Source organism: Streptomyces sp. NPDC002513, assembly GCF_053595355.1.
Genome location: NZ_JBSFXK010000015.1, coordinates 1 through 21,930 on the forward strand (window position 1 = coordinate 1; position 21,930 = coordinate 21,930).

Below are 21,930 nucleotides of genomic sequence, written 5' to 3' on the forward strand. Positions count from 1 at the left end.
TCCCGGCGTACCGGGGCGGAGTGGGCCGCGTTGCGCGCGGTGCTGCCCGCCGGGGTGAGCGGGGTGGAGATCCGTAACCGGACCCGGCAGGTCCGGGACTTCGCCCGCGCACATGCGGGGCGGCTGCCGGCGGGACTGTGTGAGCTGGAGGACCCCCCGGCGGTGGCCGCATTGGTGCTGCTTGCCGCGATGGACCGGCAGCAGACCACCCTGGAACGCCGGGATGTGGCCAGTGCCCGGCTGCGGGTGAAACTCCCGCTGTGTGCCGCGCCCGTCTCCCGCCGCGACTGGGCCTGGCACGTGATCGACCTGCGTCTTCCGGTCACCGTCGAGCCGGACGCGGTCCTGCACGCCCCGACGCTGCGTGCCACCTCCACCGGCCGCATCGCGGTCGACCTGCCCCACTCCCGCCCCGTGGCCACCACCAAGGCGAACGGGCACACCGTCGGGATCGGCTTCGACTGGGGCGTGAACACCCTGCTGACCGGGGCGGTGGGCCGCCTGTCCGGGCAGGGCGAGGCGGCACGGGTGGTCACCGACGGCCGTCCCCTGATCTACGGCGCCACCGCCGTGAGCGCGAAGCTCCACCGGCTGCGCACCCACCGCGAACACCTCTCGGTCAAACGCGACCACTACCAGGCGCTCGCGGATTATCTCGGCGCTCCGCACCCGCAACGGGGGGTCTTGCCGGACAAGGCGGCGGTGCTGGAGCGCGAGCATGTGCGGGTGTGCGCCCGGATCCGGCACCTGAACGACGCGCTGGCCCGGTCGGCCGCCCGCTGGGCCGTCGACCAGGCAGCCGCGCTCGGCGTGTCCGTGATCTACCTCGAGGACCTGGCCACGCTCGAGACCCGCGGCCGACGCCGGGGCAATGCCCGACTGTCCGGGCAGGTCCGCGGCACCGTGGCCGAGGCGATGCGGCACCTGGCCGCCAGGACAGGCATCACCGTCGTCACCGTCCCCGCCCGAGGCACCTCCGCACGGTGCCCCCGGTGCCTGGGGGCGCTCTCCCATCACCCGGCGCCCGACCGGCCGGCCGAGCGCGGCTGGAAAAGGGCCCACTGCACCGGTTGCGGGCTGTCACTGGACCGCGACCACGCAGCCGCCCGCCGCATCGTCTCGCGCGGCCTGCTCGGCCAGACCCACACCATCACCGAGCGCACCACCGCCACCCGCGCCATCCGCACCCCCGTCGACGGCCCCGTCGCCGTGGTACGCCGCCCGAAGAAGACCACCCGCCGCCCGCGCCGCGCCCGCCGCGCGGCCACCCTCCCCACCCGGCCGCCCGGGCCGAGGACCACCCCGGGCAAGAACCGCCCCACACCGGCCCGGCCCACACCGGCCCGGCCCACACCGGCCCGCCGGTCACCGACTTCCCACCGTATGCCTGATGTGCGTACGGTCCCCGCCACCACCCCCACCGGGGCGGTCAAGCGTCCGGCGGGGCATGACACCCAGACGCACGCCCCCTTCCCGGGGCGCGGGCCAGGTCATGGAGTACCCGCCCCACCCCGGCCGGAGCCTCCTCCGACCCGGACAGGACGGCTCTCCCGCGAAACCTGTCGGCGGCGCACCCGCGCCGCCGAGCGGACCGGCTTCCACCGCGTGCACGCCACCGAGGTCCACCCCCTCACCCCGAGGTTCGGACCCCACCCCGGCGACACACGACCACGCCGCGCCCGAAAAGCCTGAAACTCTCAGGCACACACAGAGTTTCCGAGACGCTCCCGGCAGGAACCGGGACATCCGCGACGCCGCTCCCGTGCACACCCCGCCGCCCGTAATGCCGGACCGCCCACCCCACCCGACCGCCCGACCGTCCGCCACACCCGTCGCCCGACCGCCGACCGGACCGGGGCGAGACGGCCGGCACCCGCCCCGTCCGCGCCGTCCGACCTGGAACGGAGCACCGTTTCGAGGACGCCTCGGTGCGTTGTCCACAGGATCCCGTCGGGCGTCGTACGAACGGCTAGGCTCGCGCCCGTACGAGACGAGCCGTAACCGGGAGACATCCACGATGGCCAAGAAGCGACCCCAGACCAAGGCCGAGCGCCCGCAGCTCGCGGATGCCGAGATCCCGGTCGTCGGCGCCCGTGAGCCCTGCCCCTGTGGCAGCGGCCGCCGCTACAAGGCCTGCCACGGCCGGGCCGCCGCCCACGCGGTGACCGAGCTGGTGCAGCGTCCGTTCGAGGGACTGCCGGGCGAGTGCGACTGGATCGCGCTGCGCGAGCTGGTGCCGGCGGCGACCGTCGAGCTGAAGCTCAGAGGCGACCTCCCCGAGGACGTCCCCTCGGTCACCCTCGTCACGGTCCTGCCGATGGCGTGGCCGGCCCTGCGCCGCGACGACGGCTCGGTCCTGCTCGGCCTGCAGAACGACACGGCGTCGGGCGACATCAGCCGCGATCTCGCCGACACCCTCCAGTCCGCCCTGACCGCCGCGCCGGGCACCCCCGTCCAGGGCCGCCGCGCGCCCGCCGACGGACCGCGGCTTCAGGATCTGCTGGACCCCGAAGGCGCCTTCGGGCCGGTCATCCACAGCGGCTTCGAGTTCTGGGTCCCGGACGCGGAGAACGCGACGCCGGAGGTGGCCGCCTCCCTGGAGCGGGCCAACGCCGCAGCCATCCCGACCGTGAAGCTCGAGGGCGTCGACGCCGCCTACTGGTGCGAGACCCCCGAGAAGAACCACCTGCGGTGGGTCATGCCGCACCCCGAGGAGCGGCTTCTGGACGCTCTCGCGCGGCTGCACGCGGCCGGGCAGTCCAGCCTCGGCGAAGGCACCCGTCTGGTCGGCTCCTTCCGGGCGCACGGGCTCACGGTGCCGGTCTGGGACCTGCCGAGCGAGGTGCGCGCGGAGGACATCGAGAAGCCGGCGGCCGAGTTCGCCGAGCGCCTCGCGACCGCCCTGGCGTCGGACGCACCGCTCACCGCGGACGAGCGCCGGGCGCGCGGCGGGCTGACCAACCGGCAGGTGACACTCAGCTGACCTGCGGCCTCCGCCTGACCGGCCGGTCAGGCGGACCGGACGCCTCCCACGGGTGACTCCTGTCACAAGTCGCCGTCGTGACAGGTAAATCCGTGTCCGAATAGCCGAGATCGAATTTGCGAACCGCCGATCTCTTGTTACCGTTCCAGTAGCCCGGTTGCTGGTGCATCCCCCGTCGCCAGCAACCGGGTCTTTCCATGTACGCGTGCGCGCACCCCGCCGGTGCCGGGCCAACTGCCGTGAGCGGTGGCCGGTTTACCGCCCGTTCGCCTGAGGCCGTTCGCTTCCGGTGCGCAGCAGCAGCGGTCCGTCCCCGTCGCGCCGGGCGAACTCCGCGACCGCCGCATACGCCCCCGGGTCGCCCGTCACATGCTGCCGTGGCGTCTCGCAGGTCTCCGGGGCGTCCGCGGCCGTGACCGCGCAGTGCATCTCGACGATGCGCCCGTCGGGCGCCATGAGGTTCAGGACGGAACTCAGTTCCTCGCCACCGGCGTTGCGGTAGTACGTACGCGCCCAGATGTCCCTCCCCCGCGTCAGCACACAGGTCTGTGCCTCGATGCCGTCCCCGGAGGAGAGTGGGAGTCCGCAGCGGACGACGGTAGCCGGAGCGGAGCCCGTCAGCAGCGGGGAGCGCGCGGAGACCGGCCGCCTGGCGTCCTCGTGCGCGGGCCTGCCGCCCGCGGCGCGGTCCGCCTCACCGACCGGTCCGGCGGAGGCCACCGTGAGCGGCAGCGCGGCCATGACCGCGACCACACCCAGGAGCGCGAGCAGCCGGATCCCGCGGGGGTCGGGCCGGCCGGACCCCGGCGTGTCCTCCCTGAGGCCGAGCCCCCGCTTCCCGTGTCCCTCAGGACGCATCACCATGGGGGCGAACATATCCGCCGATCACGGGCGCCCGGTCCGGCGCACGCCCGACGCCCCTACAACTCGGGCGCGCTCACACCCTTACGAGTGAGGGCCTCCACGGCGGCGTCCACGACGGCCTCCACATCGGGGACCCAGGGCGAGGCGGAACCGGGCAGCGGAGCGCGTTCCCAGCGGATCCGCCCGTGGCCGGTCTCGGACGGGGGGAGGGCCAGATAGCCGCCCTCGCCGTGGAAGCGCAGCGAGCCGGGGACGAAGTCCTGGGCGTAGAGCAGTTCGCCCAGTTGCTCCATGGAGTACGGCGCCACGAGGATCGCCCAGCGGTGCGGCCCGGCCACCACCGGGCCGAGGCGCATGCCCTTCCGGTCGAGCGCGGCCAGAGCGCGCGAGGCCGCGAGGGCGGGCAGGCTCACCGCGCAGGGCGCCGTGCCCCCGGTGGCCAGCACGATCGGTGCGGACGGCCGGTTGGCCCACCACCAGCGCACCATGCGCGCGTCGGTGGTGGCCGCGAGCAGCCCCGGGTCGAAGGGGTGCGCGCCGGGCACCGTGCACTCCGGGTCGGGGCATCCGCAGCGGGCACGTCCCTGCGGGTCGGGTGCCACACCTGGGAGAACGGGCCACTGCCATTCGGCCGCGAAGGTCAGGGCCGCGCCGATCAGCTCAGGCTTCCCGTCGCTTCGGCTGGACAGGAGCCTGCGTCGCCTTCCGAGGATCTCGCGCATGAGCGCTCGTTCCTTTCCGTTGCACGCCTGGCAACACCGAGGACCACATCACACCATGTGTCGATCACTTCACTGTGCGTACCTGCTGGCGCATCACGCCCTTGTCGTGGACAAGGGGAACCCCTCTGGGCCGAGCGTTGGCTGCATCCGCGTCCATACTGCGCCCATTCACCAGCATGGGCATGGCGCGGGGTGGCGGCACCTGGCGATTCGCCGTCCCGCTCTTGCTCGCTGCCTCCACCACGGGAGGATGGGGCTCGGCCGTCGGTGGTGAAGACGCCCGGGTCCGGTGCCAGGTTCCGGGTGATCCCCAACCACCCCTGGCCTTCACCGAGTACGTACCCATCACGACCGCTGTGACGCTCTGTCGAACAAGGCCAGTCGACCGCAATGAGGCGATACCCGAGGCGATTTTAAGCCAACTTTGCTTCCCCGCACGAGAGTAAGGGCGTCCCATGGACACCAGGAATCCCCGCAGGACAATGCTGGACATCCCCTTACGAGTGCGTGTACATGTGGAGACACCGCTAGCGGCGCAGATTGACATGGGGGTTTGCGATGCTATCGAGCAATATGCACCGGTTCGAAAGCCGGACGCCATGAACGCTCCTCACCCTCCGAAAGTGGCCGGAATCGATCCCACGGTTCCTCCACCCGCACAGACTGTCGCGCCGACACCGGCCACCACGGGTGCCCCTTCGGCCGCCCCCACCGCGCCCGCCGCTCCAGGAGCCGTGCTCCAGGACCGTCTCGCCGGCTGGATCTCCGATCTGACGACCCTCCACGAACTCACCGAGCGTCTGGCGCGCACGCGTTCACTCGCCGACGCGGTCCAGGAACTGCTGCGCGCCGGAGCCGCCCTGGTGGGCGCCCGGCGCGGTCTCGTCGTCCTGGAGCCCCGCGACGGCCTCGGCCCCGACACCACGATCGGCCTCGGCCTCGCCCGCGCCGACCTCGGACACATCGAGACCGTGCCGCGCGGTTCCCTGCCGTACGGCAGGATCCTCGACGGACTGCCCGGCAGCGAGCGCGAGATCGCCCAGCCGGATCTGTTCTCCGAGGACGGGCTCGACCCCCGCCACCGCGAGGTGGCCTCCCGGCTCGGCTACGCCGCGAGCTACGCACTCCCCCTGTCCAGCGAGGCGGCCGGCCGCCTCGGCGCCGCGGTGTGGCTCTACGACGAACCCGCCGAGCCGGTCGAGCGCCAGCGCCACCTCGTCGGCCTCTACGCCCGCTACGCCACCGAGCACGTGGCGCGGATGGTCGAGATCGAGCGCACACGTGCGTACATGACGACGATCTCCGAGGAACTGCTGCCCACCCGGCTGCCCCGGGTCGCCGGCGTCCAGCTCGCCGCGCGCCGCCGCGCGGGCCCGCGCGGCGGCGGCGACTGGTACGACGCGCTGTCGCTGCCCGACGCCGCACTCGGCCTCGCGGTCGGTTCCGTGACCGGGTCCGGGCCCAGCGCGATCGCCGCCATGGGACGGCTGCGGGCCTCCCTGCGCGCCTACGCGGTGATGGAGGGCGAGGACCCGGTGGCGGTCCTCTCCGACCTGGAGCTGCTGCTGAGGCTCACCGAGCCCGCCCGTTCCGCCACCGCCCTGTTCGCGTACTGCGAGCCCGTGCTGCGCCGGCTCACGCTCGCCGGCGCCGGACACAGCCCGCCGCTCGTGATCGGCCCGCGGCGCACCGAGTTCGTCGAGACCTCGCTGTCGGCGCCCCTCGGGATGCTGGCCTGCTGGGAGGCGCCGAGCATCGAGCTGACCGCGGAGCCGGGCGAAACCGTCCTGCTGTACACCGACGGGCTGCTGCATCGCACCGGAGACTCCCTGGACCGCGCCTTCGCCCGGCTGCACGCGGCGGCCGCCGGTGTGCCGAGGCCGCTGCGCACCGACCCGGGGGCGGTCGCCGACCACGTCCTGCGCACGGTGCTGCCCGACGGTCTGGACCAGGCGGACAGCACGGAGGACGTGGTGCTGCTGGCGGCCCGGTTCGAGTGAGGGCACGACTGCCCTCGGTGACCCGGCCGGCCTCGGTCCCCCGGCGCCTTCGGTAACAGGCGCTCCGGCCCTGGGCCCCCTTCTGTACGACCGTACGATGGTGGGGGCCCAGTGCCGTATCGAAGGAGGATGACCGTGGCGGACGAGCTCACCCCGGCCGTGTCGGATCCTGCTGCTGACGCAGCGGACCCGGACGGGACCGAGGAGCCGATCAAGCAGCGCAAGAACGGCCTGTACCCGGGCGTTTCCGACGAGCTGACCGAGAGCATGAAGTCCGGCTGGGCCGACACCGAGCTGCACGACCTGCAGCCCATCGCCCAGGCCGCCGAGACCGCCGCCCGCCGTGCCGCCCTGTCCGCGCGCTTCCCGGGCGAGCGTCTGGTGATCCCCGCGGGCAACCTGAAGACCCGCTCCAACGACACGGAGTACCCCTTCCGTGCCTCCGTCGAGTACGCGTACCTCGCCGGCAACCAGACCGAGGACGGCGTCCTCGTTCTCGAGCCGGCCGCGGACGGCCACACCGCGACGCTCTACCTGCTGCCCCGCTCCAACCGGGAGAACGGCGAGTTCTGGCTCTCCGGCCAGGGCGAGCTGTGGGTCGGCCGCCGCCACTCGCTCGCCGAGTCCGAGCAGCTGTACGGCATCCCGGCGTCGGACGTGCGCGAACTGCCCGCGAAGCTGAAGGAGGCCACCGGCCCGGTCCGGGTCGTCCGCGGCTACGACGCGGGCATCGAGACCGCGCTGCACGACAAGGTCACCGCCGAACGCGACGAGGAACTGCGCGTCTTCCTCTCCGAGGCCCGTCTGGTCAAGGACGACTTCGAGATCGGCGAGCTGCAGAAGGCCGTCGACTCGACCGTGCGCGGCTTCGAGGACGTGGTGAAGGTCCTCGACAAGGCCGAGGCCACCTCCGAGCGCTACATAGAGGGAACGTTCTTCCTGCGCGCCCGCGTGGAGGGCAACGACGTCGGCTACGGCTCCATCTGCGCGTCGGGCCCGCACGCCTGCACGCTGCACTGGGTGCGCAACGACGGCCCGGTCCGCTCCGGGGACCTGCTCCTGCTGGACGCGGGCGTGGAGACGCACACGTACTACACCGCCGACGTCACCCGCACGCTGCCGGTCAACGGCACCTACAGCGAGATCCAGAAGAAGATCTACGACGCCGTGTACGAGGCCCAGGAGGCCGGCATCGCTGCGGTGAAGCCGGGCGCCAAGTACCGCGACTTCCACGACGCCGCCCAGCGGGTGCTGGCCGAGCGGCTGGTCGAGTGGGGCCTGGTCGAGGGACCGGTGGAGCGCGTGCTGGAGCTGGGCCTGCAGCGCCGCTGGACCCTGCACGGCACGGGCCACATGCTCGGCATGGACGTCCACGACTGCGCGGCCGCCCGCACGGAGGCGTATGTGGCGGGCACGCTGGAGCCGGGCATGGTGCTCACGGTCGAGCCGGGCCTGTACTTCCAGGCGGACGACCTGACCGTCCCGGAGGAGTACCGGGGCATCGGCGTCCGCATCGAGGACGACATCCTGGTCACGGAAGACGGCAGCCGAAACCTTTCGGCGGGCCTGCCGCGGCGCTCCGACGAGGTCGAGGCGTGGATGGCGTCCCTGAGGGGCTGACACGGACGTCCCCGAGGGACTGATGCGGACGTCCCTGAAGGGCTGACACGTACATCCCCATGGGGCCGGTTCGGGTGTGAAGGGCCGGGTGACCGCGGAACGGCGGTCACCCGGCCTTTCGCATGAGCCGGGTGCCGCCGCCCGTCGGCGAACACGGCGCCCACGCGGGGAGACTCGACCTGGAGCCTGGGGAGCCGGTGGGGGCTGCGGCTACACGGCCGCCAGCGGGGTGCCCTGCTTCCACTTCAAGGTCTTGTCGAAGCTCACCACCGCCCCGTCGCGCCCCGGCGTGCTGCCGATGTGGACGTGGTCGGCGAGTTCCTCGATGAGGCACAGGCCCCGGCCGTGCTCCGCGTCGGCACAGCTCGGCAGGGTGACGGGACGGGGTCTGCCGGCAGGGAAGCCCGGGCCCGAGTCGGCGACTTCGATGCGGCACGTCTCACCGTCGAGGTACGCCGTCACCCGGTACGCCTCCGACATGCCGCCGTGGGCGGTCCCGCCGTGCTCGACCGCGTTGGCGCAGGCCTCGCTCAGGGCGACGGAGAGGTCGTAGGAGATGTCGGGGTCGACGCCCGCGCTCTCCATCGTTCCCATCAGGAGCCGCCGGGCGAGCGGCACGCTCGCAGCTTCGCGCCGCAGATGGAGTGACCACCAAATGCTCATGCTCCAGCCTCCTGGCCGCGGCTCGACATACCGTTACGTATTGCCGCGGGTGCGGGACCGCAATCACCCGAGCGAGGAGATCCCGCCCGTACGGCGGATGCGCCGGAGCCGGGAACGGGTGTAGGCACGCGGCCTGCATCAGCGGAGCGCGATCTTCCGGCACCCCGCTTCACATACCGCGTGAAAGCCACCTTGCGGACCTGCCCCACGAGCCCGGGACGGTCAGTGCGATGATGAGGCCGCCATGAGTGCCCCCCACCAGCGCACGGCGCGCACCGGATGCGATCTGCGGATCCTGCGGGCCGCGGTGTTCGCCGCGGTCTGCGTCGTGCTGGCCGGGGCCGGGCACGGACTCGCGTCCTGCGCCACGGTTCCGCTGTGGACGCTGGGCGCCGGCTTCCTCGGCGTGTTCGCCGTCACGGCCCTGCTCGCCGGGCGGGAGCGCTCGCTGCCCGGCATCACGGGACTCCTCGTGGTGGGCCAGACCGTGCTGCACACCCTGTTCGGGCTCGGGCAGCACTCCGGTGCCTCGCCGATGACGTCGATGGCGTCCATGACCTCGACGGCCTCGGACGCGACGGCGACGGCCGATGCGACGCTCGTGGCACGGGCCGCGCACCTGCTGTGCGGCACCACCGCGGCGGCGATCTCCCCCGCGCAGGCCCAGAAGATCCTCGCCGACGCGCGGCTCGGCACCGGCGGGGACATGGCCGCCATGCACCACCCCGCGGACGCGCTGTCGACCGCGGCCGGTTCCTGGTGGTCGGTGCTGCCGTCGGTGACCATGCTGCTCGGCCATGTCCTCGCGGCCGTCGCCACCGGGTGGGTGCTGCGCCACGGGGACATGGCGCTGCTGCGGCTCATGCGCCTGTCCGCGCACGGGGTCGCGGAAGGGGCGCTCGTACGGTCCCTGCGGTCGTCGTTCGCCCTGGTACGCGCCCTGCTGGCCGGGCTTCCCGCGACTCCGGAAGCGGGCGTGCGCGCCCCGCGCACCGCGTTCCTGCTGCCGCCGAAGCCGCGGACGACCGCGCTGCGGCACGCGGTGATCCGGCGCGGACCGCCCTCCTCCACTCCCCGCGTCCTCGCCGCCTGACGCGACGCGCCGCTCCCTCGTCCTTGCGGAAGGGGCCGCCGTCGCGCGGCACGCGCGCGTGCCCGTGAGGTGCCACGACCGTGGCCATCCCCGCGCACGCGCCCTCTCCTCGTCAACGGACTCTCACTCGGAGTGGAGTGTTCTCACGTCATGAAAACCATCAAGGGTTCCCTGAAGGCGTCCCGGGTCGCCGTCACCGGTGCCGCCGCCGCGTCGGCCGTCCTGTTCCTGTCCGTCCCCGCGTTCGCGCACGTCACCGTGCAGCCGGAGGGCGCGGCCGCCAAGGGTGACTACGCGGTCGTCGACTTCAAGGTCCCGAACGAGCGCGACAACGCCTCGACCACCAAACTCGAGGTCGCCTTCCCGGCCGACCATCCGCTCGCCTCGGTGATGCCGCAGCCGATCGACGGCTGGAAGGCGCAGGTCACCAAGTCCAAGCTCGACAAGCCGCTCACCCTGCACGGCCGGCAGATCGACGAGGCGGTCACCAAGGTCACCTGGACCGCCACCGGCAAGGGCATCGAACCGGGCTACTTCCAGAAGTTCCCGCTCTCCGTCGGCCAGCTCCCCGAGGACACCGACCAGCTCGTCTTCAAGGCCCTCCAGACGTACTCGAACAACGAGGTCGTGCGCTGGATCGAGCCGCAGAAGGCGGGGCAGGAGGAGCCCGAGAACCCGGCCCCGGTGCTCCCGCTGAGCGCCGCCTCCGCCGGCCACCACGGCTCCCAGGCCGAGGACGCCTCCGCCACCTCGGCCGCCGAGGACACCACGTCCGAAGCCTCCGCCGACACCAGTGACACCACCGCCCGCGTCCTCGGCGTCGCGGGCATCGTGGTCGGTGCGGCGGGTGTGGCCTACGGCGTGCTGGCCGGCCGCCGGCGCACCAGCCAGACCTGAGCCCCGGCCCACCTCCCCACCCGCGCCGGGGTCGCACGGCATCGCCGTGACGCGCCCCGTACGACCCCGGCGCCCACCAGCCCCTACATCGGGAACATTTCTCTATGCGCACCAAGAAGAAGCTCGCCACGGCCGCCCTCCTCGCCGCCGCGTTCACCCTCTCCGCCTGCGGATCCGGCGGCAGCGGCAACCAGCCGGCCGCCGTGGTCTCCGCCGAGTCCGGCGCGGACAAGGCCGCCACCGTGCTCGACCCGCCGTTCACAAAGCCGGACCTCGTCCTCACCGACACCCACGGCAGGCCGTACGACCTGCGCGCGCAGACCAAGGGCAAACCGACGCTGGTCTACTTCGGCTACACCCACTGCCCCGACGTCTGCCCGCTCACCATGAACAACCTCGCCGTCGCCAAGAAGGAGGTGGAGAAGAACAAGGAGCTGACCCAGGCGCAGAAGGACTCGCTGCGGATCGTGTTCGTCACCACCGACCCCGAGCGCGACACGCCCGCCGCGCTCGGCACGTGGCTCCAGGGCATCGACCCCGACATCGTGGGCCTGACCGGCGACTTCGCCAAGGTCCAGGCCGGCGCCCGCACCCTGGGCATCAGCATCGAGGCGCCGAGGAAGGAGAAGGACGGCAAGATCGTCTCCACCCACGGCACCCAGGTCATCGCGTTCTCGCCGAAGACCGACGGGGGTTATCTGCTCTACGGCCAGGACGCCACCGTCGACGACTACACCAAGGACCTCCCCAAGATCATCAAGGGGGAGAACCCGTGAACCTCCGCCTCGGCCGGATCGCCGCGCTGACGGCGGCGGGCCTGGTGCTCGCGGGCTGCGGCGGCTCCGGCGGCACGTCCTCGGCCGCACCCGAGCTGAAGATCACCGGCGCCTACATGCCCGCACCCGTCACCAGCGACATGGCGGCCGGCTTCTTCACCGTCACCAACTCCGGCGGCGCGGACACCCTCACCTCCGTCACGAGCAGCCTCGCCGGCGACGTCACGCTGCACTCCACCAAGGACGGCACGATGGAGGAGGAGACGTCGTTCGCCGTGCCCGCGGACGGCAGACTCGACTTCGCGAGCGGCGGCAACCACCTCATGTTCGAGCACCTCAGCCGCAAGCCGAAGCAGGGCGACACGGTGCCGGTACAGCTGCACTTCGCCAAGTCCGGAACGGTCACGGTCGAGATGCCGGTGAAGTCGGCGACGTACCAACCGACGGCCGGGAACTGAGAGAGGGATCACCGTGACGCAGGCCATCGCTCCCGACGCGCGCGCCCGGAGGAACATCCGCACGGCACCCCCGCGCACGCGCCGTCCGCGGGCGCTCACCGCACTGTCGGCGCTGCTGCTCGCCGTCATGGGCGTGCTCTTCGGCGGGGCCGCGCCCGCCTCCGCGCACGCCGCACTGGTCGGCAGCTCCCCCGCGCAGGGAACGGTGGTCGACACGGCGCCCACCCAGGTGACCCTCACCTTCTCCGAGAACGTCGCGCTCTCCGACGGCTCGCTCCAGGTCCTCGATCCGCACGGACGGCGCGTCGACACCGGGAAGCCGTCCAACCTGAGCGGGACGATCTACGGGGTGGGGGTGCGCGCGGGGCTGCCCAAGGGCACGTACACCGTCACCTACCAGGTGGTGTCCGCGGACAGCCACCCCGTCTCCGGCGCCTTCACCTTCTCCGTTGGCGCGCCGTCCGCGACCACGGTCCAGGACTCCGCGCCCCCCGCGGGCGGCGGGGTCGTCGGCTGGCTCTACGGCTTCGCACGCTACGTCTCCTACGCCGGGTTCATCGTCCTGGTCGGCGGCGCGGCCTTCGTGCTGGCCTGCTGGCCGCGGGGCGCCGGGGTACGGGCGGTGCAGCGGCTCGTGGTCTCCGGGTGGGTGGCCCTCACCTCGGCGACGCTCGCGCTGCTGCTCCTGCGCGGTGCGTACACCGGCTCGGGGAAGGTCGCGGACATCTTCGACATGTCCCTGATCGGGCAGGTGCTCCAGACCAAGGCCGGGGCGGCGCTGGTCTCCCGGCTGCTGCTGCTCGCGGCGGGGGCGCTGTTCATCGCGGTGCTCTTCGGGGCGTACGTACGACGGGACGCGGAGGCCGCCGACGCCGGGAGCGCGGCGGGGGCTTCCGCGGACGCCGACGACCGCCGCGCCGGGGAGGGCACGTCCGGTGGCGACTCCTCCGGCGAGAGTGCCGCCCGGGACGCCGAGAAGCGGGACCTCACCTTCGGACTCGCCCTCGGCGGGACCGTCGTGGCGGCGGGGCTCGCGGCGACCTGGGCGATGGCCGAGCACGCCTCGACCGGCATCCAGACCGGTATCGCGATGCCGGTCGACGTGCTGCATCTGCTGGCCGTCGCCGTCTGGCTGGGCGGGCTCACCGCGCTGCTCGTGGCGCTGTACCGGGCACCCTCGATCGAGGGTGCGGCCGTCGGACGCTTCTCACGCCTCGCGTTCGGGAGCGTGGTCGCGCTGACCGCGACCGGGGTCTACCAGGCGTGGCGCCAGCTCGGCTCGTGGTCCGCCCTGACCGGGACGTCGTACGGGCAACTGCTGCTCGTGAAGGTCGCGCTGGTCGCCGTGCTGGTGGGCATCGCCCGGTTCTCCCGGCGCTGGACGGCGCGGCTGGCAAAAGCCCCGGTCGAGACGGCCGAGGCAGCCGAGGCGATGGACACGACGGAGAGGGAACACACGGCGTCGCAGAAGCGCGCGACCACGGCGGCGAAGGAAACGGCGAAGGAAACGGCGAAAGCGTCGACGCGGGGAAGCGCGGCCCGCTCCGAGCGTGCCGCGCAGCTCGCCCGGCAGCAGGCCGCCATGACCGCGGCCCGGGCCAGACGCGCCCGCGAGGCCGACCCCGTACGGTCGGGCCTGCGCCGCTCCGTGCTCGCCGAGGCGGGCGTCGCGGTCGTCCTCCTCGCCGTCACCACCGTGCTGACCACGACCGAGCCGGGGCGTACGGAGGAGGCGGCCAGGGCGGCCACCGCGTCCGCCTCGCAGCGGTCCGGCCCCCTGTCGCTGAAGATCCCCTTCGACACGGGCGGCCAGGACGGCAAGGGCACCGTGGAGGTCACCCTCGACCCGGCCCGCGTCGGCGACAACGAGATGCACCTCTACGTGGTGCACCCGAACGGAAAGGTCTTCGACGTCCCCGAGGTCAAGGTCGCCTTCACCCTGGAGGCCAAGGACATCGGACCGCTCCCCATCGCGCCCGACCGCATCTCCACCGGGCACTGGTCGGCGAGCGGTGTGCAGATTCCCATGGCGGGCGACTGGAAGATCGCGGTGACCGTCCGGACCTCCGACATCGACCAGGCAACCGTGAACAAGAACGCGAAGATCGGCTGAACCGCACCATGGCTGACCAGTCCACGCCGGAGGCGCCCTCCGAGGGCATCCCCTCCCAGAAGTCGCCGCGCCGCCCCACCTCCAAGGGCTCACCCAGGGGAGCCGCGGCCAAGAGGTCCTCCGGGAAGGCCGCTGCCGACACCGCCGGCACGGCCGTTTCCGGGGCCTCCGAAAGGACCGCTGCCGGGGCGTCCCCAGAAAACGCCTCCGGTAGGAGCGCCCCCGCAAAGGCCGTTCCGGGCACGAGCGCCCCCGAGGATGCCGTTTCCGGCAACGCCCTTCCCCCGGGGGTGATCTCGCGGCGGCGGCTCCTCGGGACGGCCGGGGCCACCGGGCTGGCGCTGGGCGCTGCGGGCGGAGCCGCCGGATACGCGGCGGCGCCCTCCGACAAGGCCGTGCCCCTGACCTCGCTCGGCACGGACCGGGCGATGTTTCACGGGAAACATCAGCCCGGTATCACCGACGCCCTCCACGCACGTGGCCATCTCACCGCCTTCGACCTGGCCGCGGGTGCGGGCCGCAAGGAGGCCGCCGCGCTGCTGCGCCGCTGGTCGGCCACCGCCGAGCGGCTGATGGCGGGCGAGGCGGCCCCCCACGACGACACCGATGTCGCCCGTGACGCCGGCCCCTCGGCCCTGACGATCACCTTCGGCTTCGGGAACAGCTTCTTCTCCCGGACGGGTCTGGAGAAGCAGCGCCCGTCCGCCCTGGATCCGCTTCCCGCCTTCTCCTCCGACCGGCTGGACAAGTCCCGCAGCGACGGCGACCTGTGGGTCCAGATCGGTGCCAACGACGCGCTCGTCGCCTTCCACGCCCTGCGAGCCATCCAGAAGGACGCGGGCGGTGCGGCGCGGCTGCGCTGGCAGATGAACGGCTTCAACCGCTCCCCGGGCGCCACCGCACACCCCATGACGGCACGCAACCTGATGGGCCAGATCGACGGCACCCACAATCCGAAGCCGGCCGACACCGACTTCGACCAGCGGATCTTCGTCCCCGCCTCCGGTGACCCGGCATGGATGGCGAACGGCTCGTACGCGGTCGTACGCCGGATCCGCATGCTCCTCGACGACTGGGAGAAGCTCTCGCTCCAGGCCCAGGAGGCGGTCATCGGCCGCCGCAAGGCCACCGGGGCACCGCTCAGCGGAGGCACCGAGACGACCGAGATGGACCTGGAGAAGTCCGGTGCCGACGGCTCGCCGGTCGTGCCCCTGAACGCGCACGCCCGCATCACCCGCCCCGACCAGAACGGGGGTGCGGCGATGCTGCGCCGTCCGTTCTCCTTCCACGACGGCTTCGACCCGGACGGGACGCCCGACGCCGGCCTGCTGTTCGTCTGCTGGCAGGCGGACCCGCTGCGCGGCTTCGTTCCGGTCCAGCGCAAGCTCGACCGGGGGGACGCGCTGTCGCAGTACCTCCGCCATGAGGCGAGCGGCCTGTTCGCGGTGCCGGGCGGGGCGGCGAAGGGGGAGTACGTGGGGCAGCGGCTGCTGGAGGGGTGACAGAGGAGCGACCGAGGGGTGACCGGGGGACGCGACCATGGTTTTCCACAGGATCGAGCCGGGTTCCCTCGAGTCCCATTAGGGTGAGGTCATGCCAGCCAGCTATGCGTATCTCGGTCCCGAGGGCACCTTCACCGAGGTCGCCCTGCGCACGCTGCCGGAGTCCGCGACCCGGGAGCTCGTCCCGATGGTGTCGGTCCCGGCAGCGCTCGACGCCGTGCGCAACGGCGAGACCGAGGCCGCCTTCGTGCCGATCGAGAACTCGGTGGAGGGCGGCATCACGACCACGCTCGACGAGCTGGTCGCCGGTGAGCCCCTGATGATCTACCGGGAGGTCCTCCTCTCGATCACCTTCGCGCTGCTGGTCCGGCCCGGCACCAAGCTCTCCGAGATCAAGACGGTCACCGCGCACCCCGCCGCGCAGCCGCAGGTGCGCAACTGGCTGAAGGCCCACCTCCCGGACGCCGTCTGGGAGTCCGCCGCGTCCAACGCGGACGGCGCCCGCCTGGTCCAGGAGGGTCGCTACGACGCGGCGTTCGCGGGCGAGTTCGCCGCCGCGCGCTACGGCCTGGAGGCGCTGGAGACCGGCATCCACGACGCGGAGAACGCACAGACGCGGTTCGTGCTGGTCGGCAGGCCCGCCCGGCCGGCGGCTCCGACCGGCGCGGACAAGACCTCGGTCGTTCTGTGGCAGCGCGACGACCACCCCGGTGGCCTGCGCGATCTGCTGGGCGAATTCGCCGTTCGCGGTGTCAACCTGATGCTGCTGCAGTCGCGCCCGACAGGGGCGGGAATCGGGAACTACTGCTTCTGCGTCGACGCCGAGGGCCATATCTCCGACCGCCGGGTGGCCGAGGCCCTGATGGGGCTGAAGCGGATCTGTCTGCAGGTGCGGTTCCTCGGCTCGTACCCGCGCGCGGGCATCACCCCGGCCGACGTCCGGGTCCCCCCGGCGGGGACGTCGGACAACGAGTTCATGGTGGCCGCGGACTGGGTGGCGCGCTGTCAGGACGGCCGGTTCTAGCGCGTCCGGTACGACCTGCGGATTTTCGCTGTCCACAGAAGTTATCCACAGGATGGCTTCTCGATCTGGGGACAAGTCGACAACGCGGCACCTCCGGGTCGACAAATCTCTCCGCTGACCCCCCATCCGTCTACCGTCGCGTTCGACACAGTTGTCCACCCGTTCCTCTCGATCACCTCTTCGGGGTGACCTTTTTGCACTCAAAAGTGCAAGTGATGGGGTTTTGTGCGAGGAATTCTCCGCCTCGCGGAGGGCCTTCGGAGTGATCGACTCAGAAGTCCACAGATCTTCCGCACAGCCTGTGGATAACTCTTCGGGCCTGTGGACAAGCGAACCTCAAATCCCGCTCCCCACAAGGGATTCCAGTCAACCGCGGGCACTCGGAGCGCCCCCTTCCGGCGACAGTGCCTCTTTTCTTGACACGCTGCGTAATTGCCGCACAACGGAACATGCGCCACGGATCGATAAACGGAGTCGTAGGCCGGAACTCCGCACCGGTAGCCTTGAGGGGTGATTGACCTTCGCCTGCTCCGTGAGGACCCCGACCGTGTTCGCGCTTCCCAGCGCGCCCGTGGTGAGGATGTCGCGCTCGTCGACACCCTCCTCTCCGCCGACGAGCGGCGCAGGTCGTCCGGCGTCCGCTTCGACGAGCTCCGTTCCGAGCAGAAGGCGCTCGGCAAGCTGATCCCCAAGGCCTCCGGCGACGAGAAGGCCGAGCTGCTCCAGAAGGCGGGCCGGCTCGCCGCCGACGTCAAGGCGGCCGACGCCGAGCAGCACGAGGCCGAGGAGGAGGCCAAGCGGCTGCTGCTCCAGCTCGGCAACCTGGTGCATCCCGACGTCCCGGTCGGCGGCGAGGAGGACTTCGTCGTCCTGGAGACGTACGGCACCATCCGCGACTTCGGCGCCGAGGGCTTCGAGCCCAAGGACCACCTCGAACTCGGCGAGGCACTCGGCGCGATCGACGTCGAGCGGGGCGCGAAGGTCTCGGGCTCGCGCTTCTACTACCTGACGGGCGTCGGCGCCCTGCTGGAGCTGGCGCTCGTCAACGCGGCGATGGCACGGGCCGCGGATGCCGGGTTCACCCCGATGCTCACCCCCGCCCTGGTCCGCCCGCGCGCCATGGAGGGCACCGGCTTCCTCGGCCAGGCGGCGGAGAACGTGTACCACCTGGAGAAGGACGACTTCTACCTGGTCGGCACCTCCGAGGTCCCGCTCGCCGCGTACCACATGGACGAGATCATCGACGCGGACCAGCTGCCGCTGCGCTATGCGGGCTTCTCCCCGTGCTTCCGCCGCGAGGCCGGCACCTACGGCAAGGACACGCGGGGCATCTTCCGTGTGCACCAGTTCGACAAGGTCGAGATGTTCTCGTACGTCGACCCCGAGGACGCCGAGAACGAGCACAAGCGGCTGCTGGAGTGGGAGAAGGAGTGGCTCAACGCCCTTGAGCTGCCGTTCCAGGTCATCGACGTGGCGACGGGCGACCTGGGCGCGTCCGCCTCGCGCAAGTACGACTGCGAGGCCTGGATCCCCACCCAGGGCAAGTACCGCGAGCTGACCTCGACCTCCAACTGCGACAGCTTCCAGGCCCGCCGTCTGTCGGTCCGTATGCGGGACGGCAAGAAGGTGCAGCCGCTGGCGACGCTGAACGGCACGCTGTGCGCCGTGCCGCGGACGATCGTGGCGATCCTGGAGAACCACCAGCTGCCCGACGGCTCCGTGCGGGTGCCCGAGATCCTGCGCCCGTACCTGGGCGGCCGGGAGCTGCTGGAGCCCGTCGCCAAGTGAGCACGGACGACTCCGCCCGATTTCCCTGCCACCTGATCGCGACCGACCTCGACGGGACGCTTCTGCGTCCCGACGAGACGGTTTCCGCGCGCACGCGTGCGGCGCTCGCCGCGGCCACCGCGGCGGGCGCGGCGCACATCGTCGTCACCGGCCGCTCGGTCCCCTGGACCCGGCACATCCTCGACGACCTCGGATACCGGGGGCTCGCGGTGTGCGGCCAGGGGGCGCAGGTGTACGACGCGGGGGAGCACCGGCTGCTGACGTCGGTGACCCTGGACCGGCAGATCGCGGGTCTCGCGCTGGCGAAGATCGAAGCCGAGGTGGGCCCGCTGCTGCTGGCGGCGAGCCGGGACGGGCTGGACGGGGAGGTCCTGGTCGCCCCCGGTTACCGGGTCCACGACGGGCCGCTGCCGTACCAGCCGATCAAGGACGCGGCCGACCTGTGGTCGGCGCCGCTGAACAAGGTGTACCTCCAGCACCCGACCCTGAGCGACGACGAGCTGGCCGAGGCGGCGCGGCAGGCCGCCGGGGGCCTGGTCGGAATAACCATGGCGGGCGAGGGGATAGTGGAGATCCTTCCGCTGGGCCTGACGAAGGCCACGGGTCTGTCACTGGCGGCCCGCCGCCTGGGGATGAAGGCCACGGACACGATCGCCTTCGGCGACATGCCGAACGACATCCCGATGTTCGCGTGGGCCGGCCACAGCGTGGCCATGGCCAATGCGCACGAGGACCTCAAGGCGATCGCGGACGAGGTGACGCTGTCCAACGAGGAGGACGGCATCGCGGTGGTACTGGAACGGCTGCTCGGATAGATCCGGGCGGCGTGGCCTCGTAGATCCGGGTGGTGTTGTCTCCTGGATCCGGGCGGCGTCGCCTCACGTGTCTCGCGGAGGATGCGCGGATCGAACGCGCGCGGGGACTGACCCCGACCACGGCCTGCTGGTGATCGAACACAGCGCAAGCCGGTGCCTTGCCACTCGGCCAATCCTCCGGGTGGGCGGCCCACGCGAATCCCTTCGCGTGCTCGAAGCGGCCGCCCCGGGCAGCTCCCCGCGCGAAGCGGGCTCGACGGAGGGGTGACTACTCCGGAGCCCGCCGCGGGCTGCCCTGTCGGGAGCTGGGCGTACTGCCGTGCAGGGACATCGCCCGGCTCCTCTCCCCGGCCATGGCGCCGGCTCGGTCCGGCGTCGTGGGCTCCACTGTGCCCGTCCGCCGGTATCGGACGCCACCGAATAAAACGCCACCAAAGGACGTCACGGGATAGAACGCACCGGCCCCGCCGCGGCCACGACCGCTACCGGCGGCGCCATCTGCGGCGGCGCGCCTTGCTGAAGAACCAGCCGGCGGGCGGCTCGTCCGAGCGCCACGGCTGGGGGTCGGGTGCCTGGTTCCGCCAGCGCGCGGCCAGCATCCGGGCACGCGCGGAGGGCTCCGTCGTCGGCGCGGACCGTATGAAGTCCTCGTCGAGCACGGCGCCGTCCCAGGCGTCCTTGGCCTCGTCCAACCCTTCGCCCCCTGCTCCCTCCGCTGTCATCCTCAGTCCTTTCCGCAGCGCATCCCCTGTGCCCAGTGTGCCGAGGCAGAGGTGAAGCCGCTGTCAAAAACGCCTTCGAAAGAGACAAGAACGGCGGCGCGCCTCCGAGCCGTCCGCGGGTGCGGTCCCCGTCCGGGCCGCACCCGCGCCGGAGCCCCGCCGGGGCCCCACGGCGTCGGTCACTCCTCGCCCGCCAGGGTCAGCGTGCGCAACTTCCGTCCCGCGTACCAGGTGGCTGCCAGGGTCACCGCGATCAGCAGCACCGTCGCGGTGGTCAGTCCGACGTCCGAGGTGACGAGCGAGCTGTCGGAGACCTTGTGCGCCACGGCGAGCGACCACTGCTGGACGCTGAGCGTGCGCGCCCCGGAGACCAGCGACCCGAAGAGCGCCTCCCAGACCAGCGCGTAGACCAGCCCGAAGACCACGGCGTGCCGGCTCACCGTGCCGAACAGCAGGAACAGCGCGGCATAGGCGATGGAGGCGACCAGCGCCGCCACCGTGTACGCGACCGCGATCTGCTGGCCGTTGCCGTTGAGGATCATGCCCGCGACGAACGTCGGCAGCGCCGAGAACGCCATGGTGACCGCGATGGCGACGATCAGCTTGGTGACGATGATCGTGGACCGCTTCACCGGCTTGGCCAGCAGATACAGCACCGAGCCGTCGTCGATCTCGGGCCCGATCGCGCCGGTGCCCGCGATGACGCCGATGATCGGCACCATGGTGGCGAGCGCGAACCCGCCGAGCACGTCGTGCGCCACCTGGTCGTCGGCGCCGGTCAGCGCCCGGACGACCACGGAGATCACGATCAGCAGAACAGGCAGCGCGCCGAGGATGAGGGCCCGGCGGCGGCCGAGCAGGCCCCGGTAGGTCAGCCGGGCGACTGTGGGGTCGTACATCTTCGGCCTCCTACGCCGCGACCAGATACGAGAAGACGGACTCGAGGGACTCGTCGGACGGCGACACCGTGAGCAGCCGGATGCCGTGCTCGCGCGCGACCTTCGGCAGCAGGGCCGTGAACCGGCCGAAGTCCACCGCCTGGATGCGCAGTGCGCCCTCCACGAGGTCGACCTCGATGCCGGACGTCGACGGGTCGGCGATCAGCGCCGCCGCGAGCACCCGGTCGTCGCTGGAGCGCACCAGGTAGCGGTGCGGACGGTCGGTCATCAGACGGCGGATCTTCCGGAAGTCGCCGCTCGCCGCGTGCCGTCCGGCGACGATCACCTCGATGTGCGAGGCGAGTTGCTCGACCTCTTCGAGGATGTGGGAGGAGAAGAGCACCGTGCGGCCCTCGGCGCCCATGCGGCGCAGCAGGTCCATCAGCTGCATGCGCTGGCGCGGGTCCATGCCGTTGAACGGCTCGTCGAGCAGCAGCAGCGACGGATCGTGCACGAGGGCGGACGCCATCTTCACGCGCTGGCGCATGCCTTTGGAGTACGTGGAGATCTTCCGGTCCTGCGCGTACTCCATCTCGACCGTGGCGAGCGCCCGCTGCGCGGCCTTCGCGCCCAGACCGTGCAGTTCCGCGTTGGCGACGACGAATTCGCGGCCGGTGAGGAAGTCGTACATCGCCTCACGCTCGGGGACGAGGCCGATGTGCCGGTAGATCTCCTCGTTGCGCCACACGGGCTGTCCGTCGAGGGTGACGGAACCGGTGGAGGGGGCGAGGAAGCCGCCCATCATGTTGATGAGGGTGGACTTCCCGGCGCCGTTCGGGCCCAGCAGGCCGGTGACGCCGGGGCCGATCGTCATCGTGACGTCGTTGACGGCGACCACGTTGCCGAACCAGCGCGAGGCGTGGTCGACGGAAAGAGTGCTCATGGGCGCAGCCCATTCCTTGGAGGGGTGGTGGCGGGTGACGGGCGCGAAAGAGGGCTCATGGGCGCAGCC

At 71.9% G+C, this 21,930-nt stretch carries 19 protein-coding genes and 1 tRNA gene; 13 read left to right on the top strand and 7 right to left on the bottom strand.

What is annotated here, in order from left to right:
- Positions 1 to 1,692, top strand: a 1,692-nt coding sequence (locus ACWD5Q_RS13165; RefSeq protein WP_451427071.1) for a zinc ribbon domain-containing protein, incomplete at its 5' end; no start/stop codon positions are given.
- A gap of 325 nt (positions 1,693 to 2,017) precedes the next feature.
- Positions 2,018 to 2,983 carry a DUF5926 family protein gene (locus tag ACWD5Q_RS13170; RefSeq protein WP_451427072.1) on the top strand — a complete coding sequence of 322 codons (966 nt, stop codon included), beginning with the start codon at positions 2,018 to 2,020 and terminating at the stop codon, positions 2,981 to 2,983.
- A 255-nt stretch (positions 2,984 to 3,238) separates the two neighbouring features.
- Here the strand turns inward: ACWD5Q_RS13170 and ACWD5Q_RS13175 are convergent, their stop codons facing one another.
- Together ACWD5Q_RS13175 and ACWD5Q_RS13180 are read right to left on the bottom strand one after the other, a co-directional pair.
- Entirely contained in the window at positions 3,239 to 3,847 is a 609-nt protein-coding gene (locus tag ACWD5Q_RS13175) for a hypothetical protein (RefSeq protein WP_451427073.1), read from the bottom strand.
- A gap of 56 nt (positions 3,848 to 3,903) precedes the next feature.
- Entirely contained in the window at positions 3,904 to 4,569 is a 666-nt protein-coding gene (locus tag ACWD5Q_RS13180) for a bifunctional DNA primase/polymerase (protein ID WP_451427074.1), read from the bottom strand.
- Positions 4,570 to 5,051: 482 nt separating this feature from the next.
- Here ACWD5Q_RS13180 and ACWD5Q_RS13185 point away from each other — a divergent pair, with 482 nt between their 5' ends.
- Both ACWD5Q_RS13185 and ACWD5Q_RS13190 read left to right on the top strand, forming a co-directional pair.
- Positions 5,052 to 6,569 carry a PP2C family protein-serine/threonine phosphatase gene (locus ACWD5Q_RS13185; RefSeq protein WP_451427075.1) on the top strand — a complete coding sequence of 506 codons (1,518 nt, stop codon included), beginning with the start codon at positions 5,052 to 5,054 and terminating at the stop codon, positions 6,567 to 6,569.
- A gap of 135 nt (positions 6,570 to 6,704) precedes the next feature.
- Positions 6,705 to 8,189, top strand: a complete 1,485-nt coding sequence (locus ACWD5Q_RS13190) for an aminopeptidase P family protein (protein WP_451427076.1) — start codon at positions 6,705 to 6,707, stop codon at positions 8,187 to 8,189.
- 210 nt (positions 8,190 to 8,399) lie between these two features.
- Here the strand turns inward: ACWD5Q_RS13190 and ACWD5Q_RS13195 are convergent, their stop codons facing one another.
- Positions 8,400 to 8,852, bottom strand: a complete 453-nt coding sequence (locus ACWD5Q_RS13195; protein ID WP_451427077.1) for an ATP-binding protein — start codon at positions 8,850 to 8,852, stop codon at positions 8,400 to 8,402.
- Positions 8,853 to 9,096: 244 nt separating this feature from the next.
- On the opposite strand from ACWD5Q_RS13195, the gene ACWD5Q_RS13200 reads away from it, so the two are divergent.
- The 9 genes from ACWD5Q_RS13200 (at position 9,097) to ACWD5Q_RS13240 (ending at position 19,318) form a co-directional block, all read left to right on the top strand.
- Positions 9,097 to 9,945 (top strand): hypothetical protein, encoded by an 849-nt coding sequence (locus ACWD5Q_RS13200; RefSeq protein WP_451427078.1) that lies wholly within the window; start codon positions 9,097 to 9,099, stop codon positions 9,943 to 9,945.
- Positions 9,946 to 10,116: 171 nt separating this feature from the next.
- On the top strand, positions 10,117 to 10,842 hold the full coding sequence (locus ACWD5Q_RS13205) for a YcnI family copper-binding membrane protein (protein ID WP_451427158.1): 726 nt from the start codon (positions 10,117 to 10,119) through the stop codon (positions 10,840 to 10,842).
- 104 nt (positions 10,843 to 10,946) lie between these two features.
- Complete coding sequence (locus ACWD5Q_RS13210) at positions 10,947 to 11,618, top strand: SCO family protein (protein ID WP_451427079.1); 672 nt, start codon at positions 10,947 to 10,949, stop codon at positions 11,616 to 11,618.
- The gene (locus ACWD5Q_RS13215) at positions 11,615 to 12,076 is read left to right on the top strand and encodes a copper chaperone PCu(A)C (RefSeq protein WP_451427080.1); all 462 of its coding nucleotides are present in this window, start codon (positions 11,615 to 11,617) and stop codon (positions 12,074 to 12,076) included. Before ACWD5Q_RS13210 ends, ACWD5Q_RS13215 begins: the two co-directional genes overlap by 4 nt.
- A 127-nt stretch (positions 12,077 to 12,203) precedes the next feature.
- Entirely contained in the window at positions 12,204 to 14,189 is a 1,986-nt protein-coding gene (locus ACWD5Q_RS13220) for a copper resistance CopC/CopD family protein (RefSeq protein ID WP_451427159.1), read from the top strand.
- Between the two features lie 8 nt (positions 14,190 to 14,197).
- Positions 14,198 to 15,691: an iron uptake transporter deferrochelatase/peroxidase subunit gene (gene efeB / locus ACWD5Q_RS13225; protein WP_451427081.1), complete on the top strand. Its 1,494-nt coding sequence runs from the start codon at positions 14,198 to 14,200 to the stop codon at positions 15,689 to 15,691.
- Between the two features lie 91 nt (positions 15,692 to 15,782).
- Entirely contained in the window at positions 15,783 to 16,715 is a 933-nt protein-coding gene (gene pheA / locus ACWD5Q_RS13230) for a prephenate dehydratase (RefSeq protein ID WP_451427082.1), read from the top strand.
- A gap of 510 nt (positions 16,716 to 17,225) precedes the next feature.
- On the top strand, positions 17,226 to 18,503 hold the full coding sequence (gene serS, locus ACWD5Q_RS13235) for a serine--tRNA ligase (protein WP_451427083.1): 1,278 nt from the start codon (positions 17,226 to 17,228) through the stop codon (positions 18,501 to 18,503).
- The gene (locus ACWD5Q_RS13240; protein ID WP_451427084.1) at positions 18,500 to 19,318 is read left to right on the top strand and encodes an HAD family hydrolase; all 819 of its coding nucleotides are present in this window, start codon (positions 18,500 to 18,502) and stop codon (positions 19,316 to 19,318) included. Before serS ends, ACWD5Q_RS13240 begins: the two co-directional genes overlap by 4 nt.
- 75 nt (positions 19,319 to 19,393) lie before the next feature.
- On the opposite strand, the gene ACWD5Q_RS13245 is transcribed toward ACWD5Q_RS13240, so the two are convergent.
- The 4 genes from ACWD5Q_RS13245 to ACWD5Q_RS13260 form a co-directional block, all read right to left on the bottom strand.
- Positions 19,394 to 19,497 (bottom strand) — tRNA-OTHER (locus tag ACWD5Q_RS13245).
- A 303-nt stretch (positions 19,498 to 19,800) separates the two neighbouring features.
- Complete coding sequence (locus tag ACWD5Q_RS13250) at positions 19,801 to 20,040, bottom strand: SGM_3592 family protein (RefSeq protein ID WP_451427085.1); 240 nt, start codon at positions 20,038 to 20,040, stop codon at positions 19,801 to 19,803.
- A 179-nt stretch (positions 20,041 to 20,219) separates the two neighbouring features.
- Positions 20,220 to 20,939 (bottom strand): ABC transporter permease, encoded by a 720-nt coding sequence (locus ACWD5Q_RS13255; RefSeq protein ID WP_451427086.1) that lies wholly within the window; start codon positions 20,937 to 20,939, stop codon positions 20,220 to 20,222.
- Positions 20,940 to 20,949: 10 nt separating this feature from the next.
- A complete protein-coding gene (locus ACWD5Q_RS13260; protein ID WP_451427087.1) occupies positions 20,950 to 21,861 on the bottom strand; it encodes an ABC transporter ATP-binding protein in 912 nt (303 codons plus the stop codon).
- Between the last annotated feature and the right edge of the window lie 69 nt (positions 21,862 to 21,930).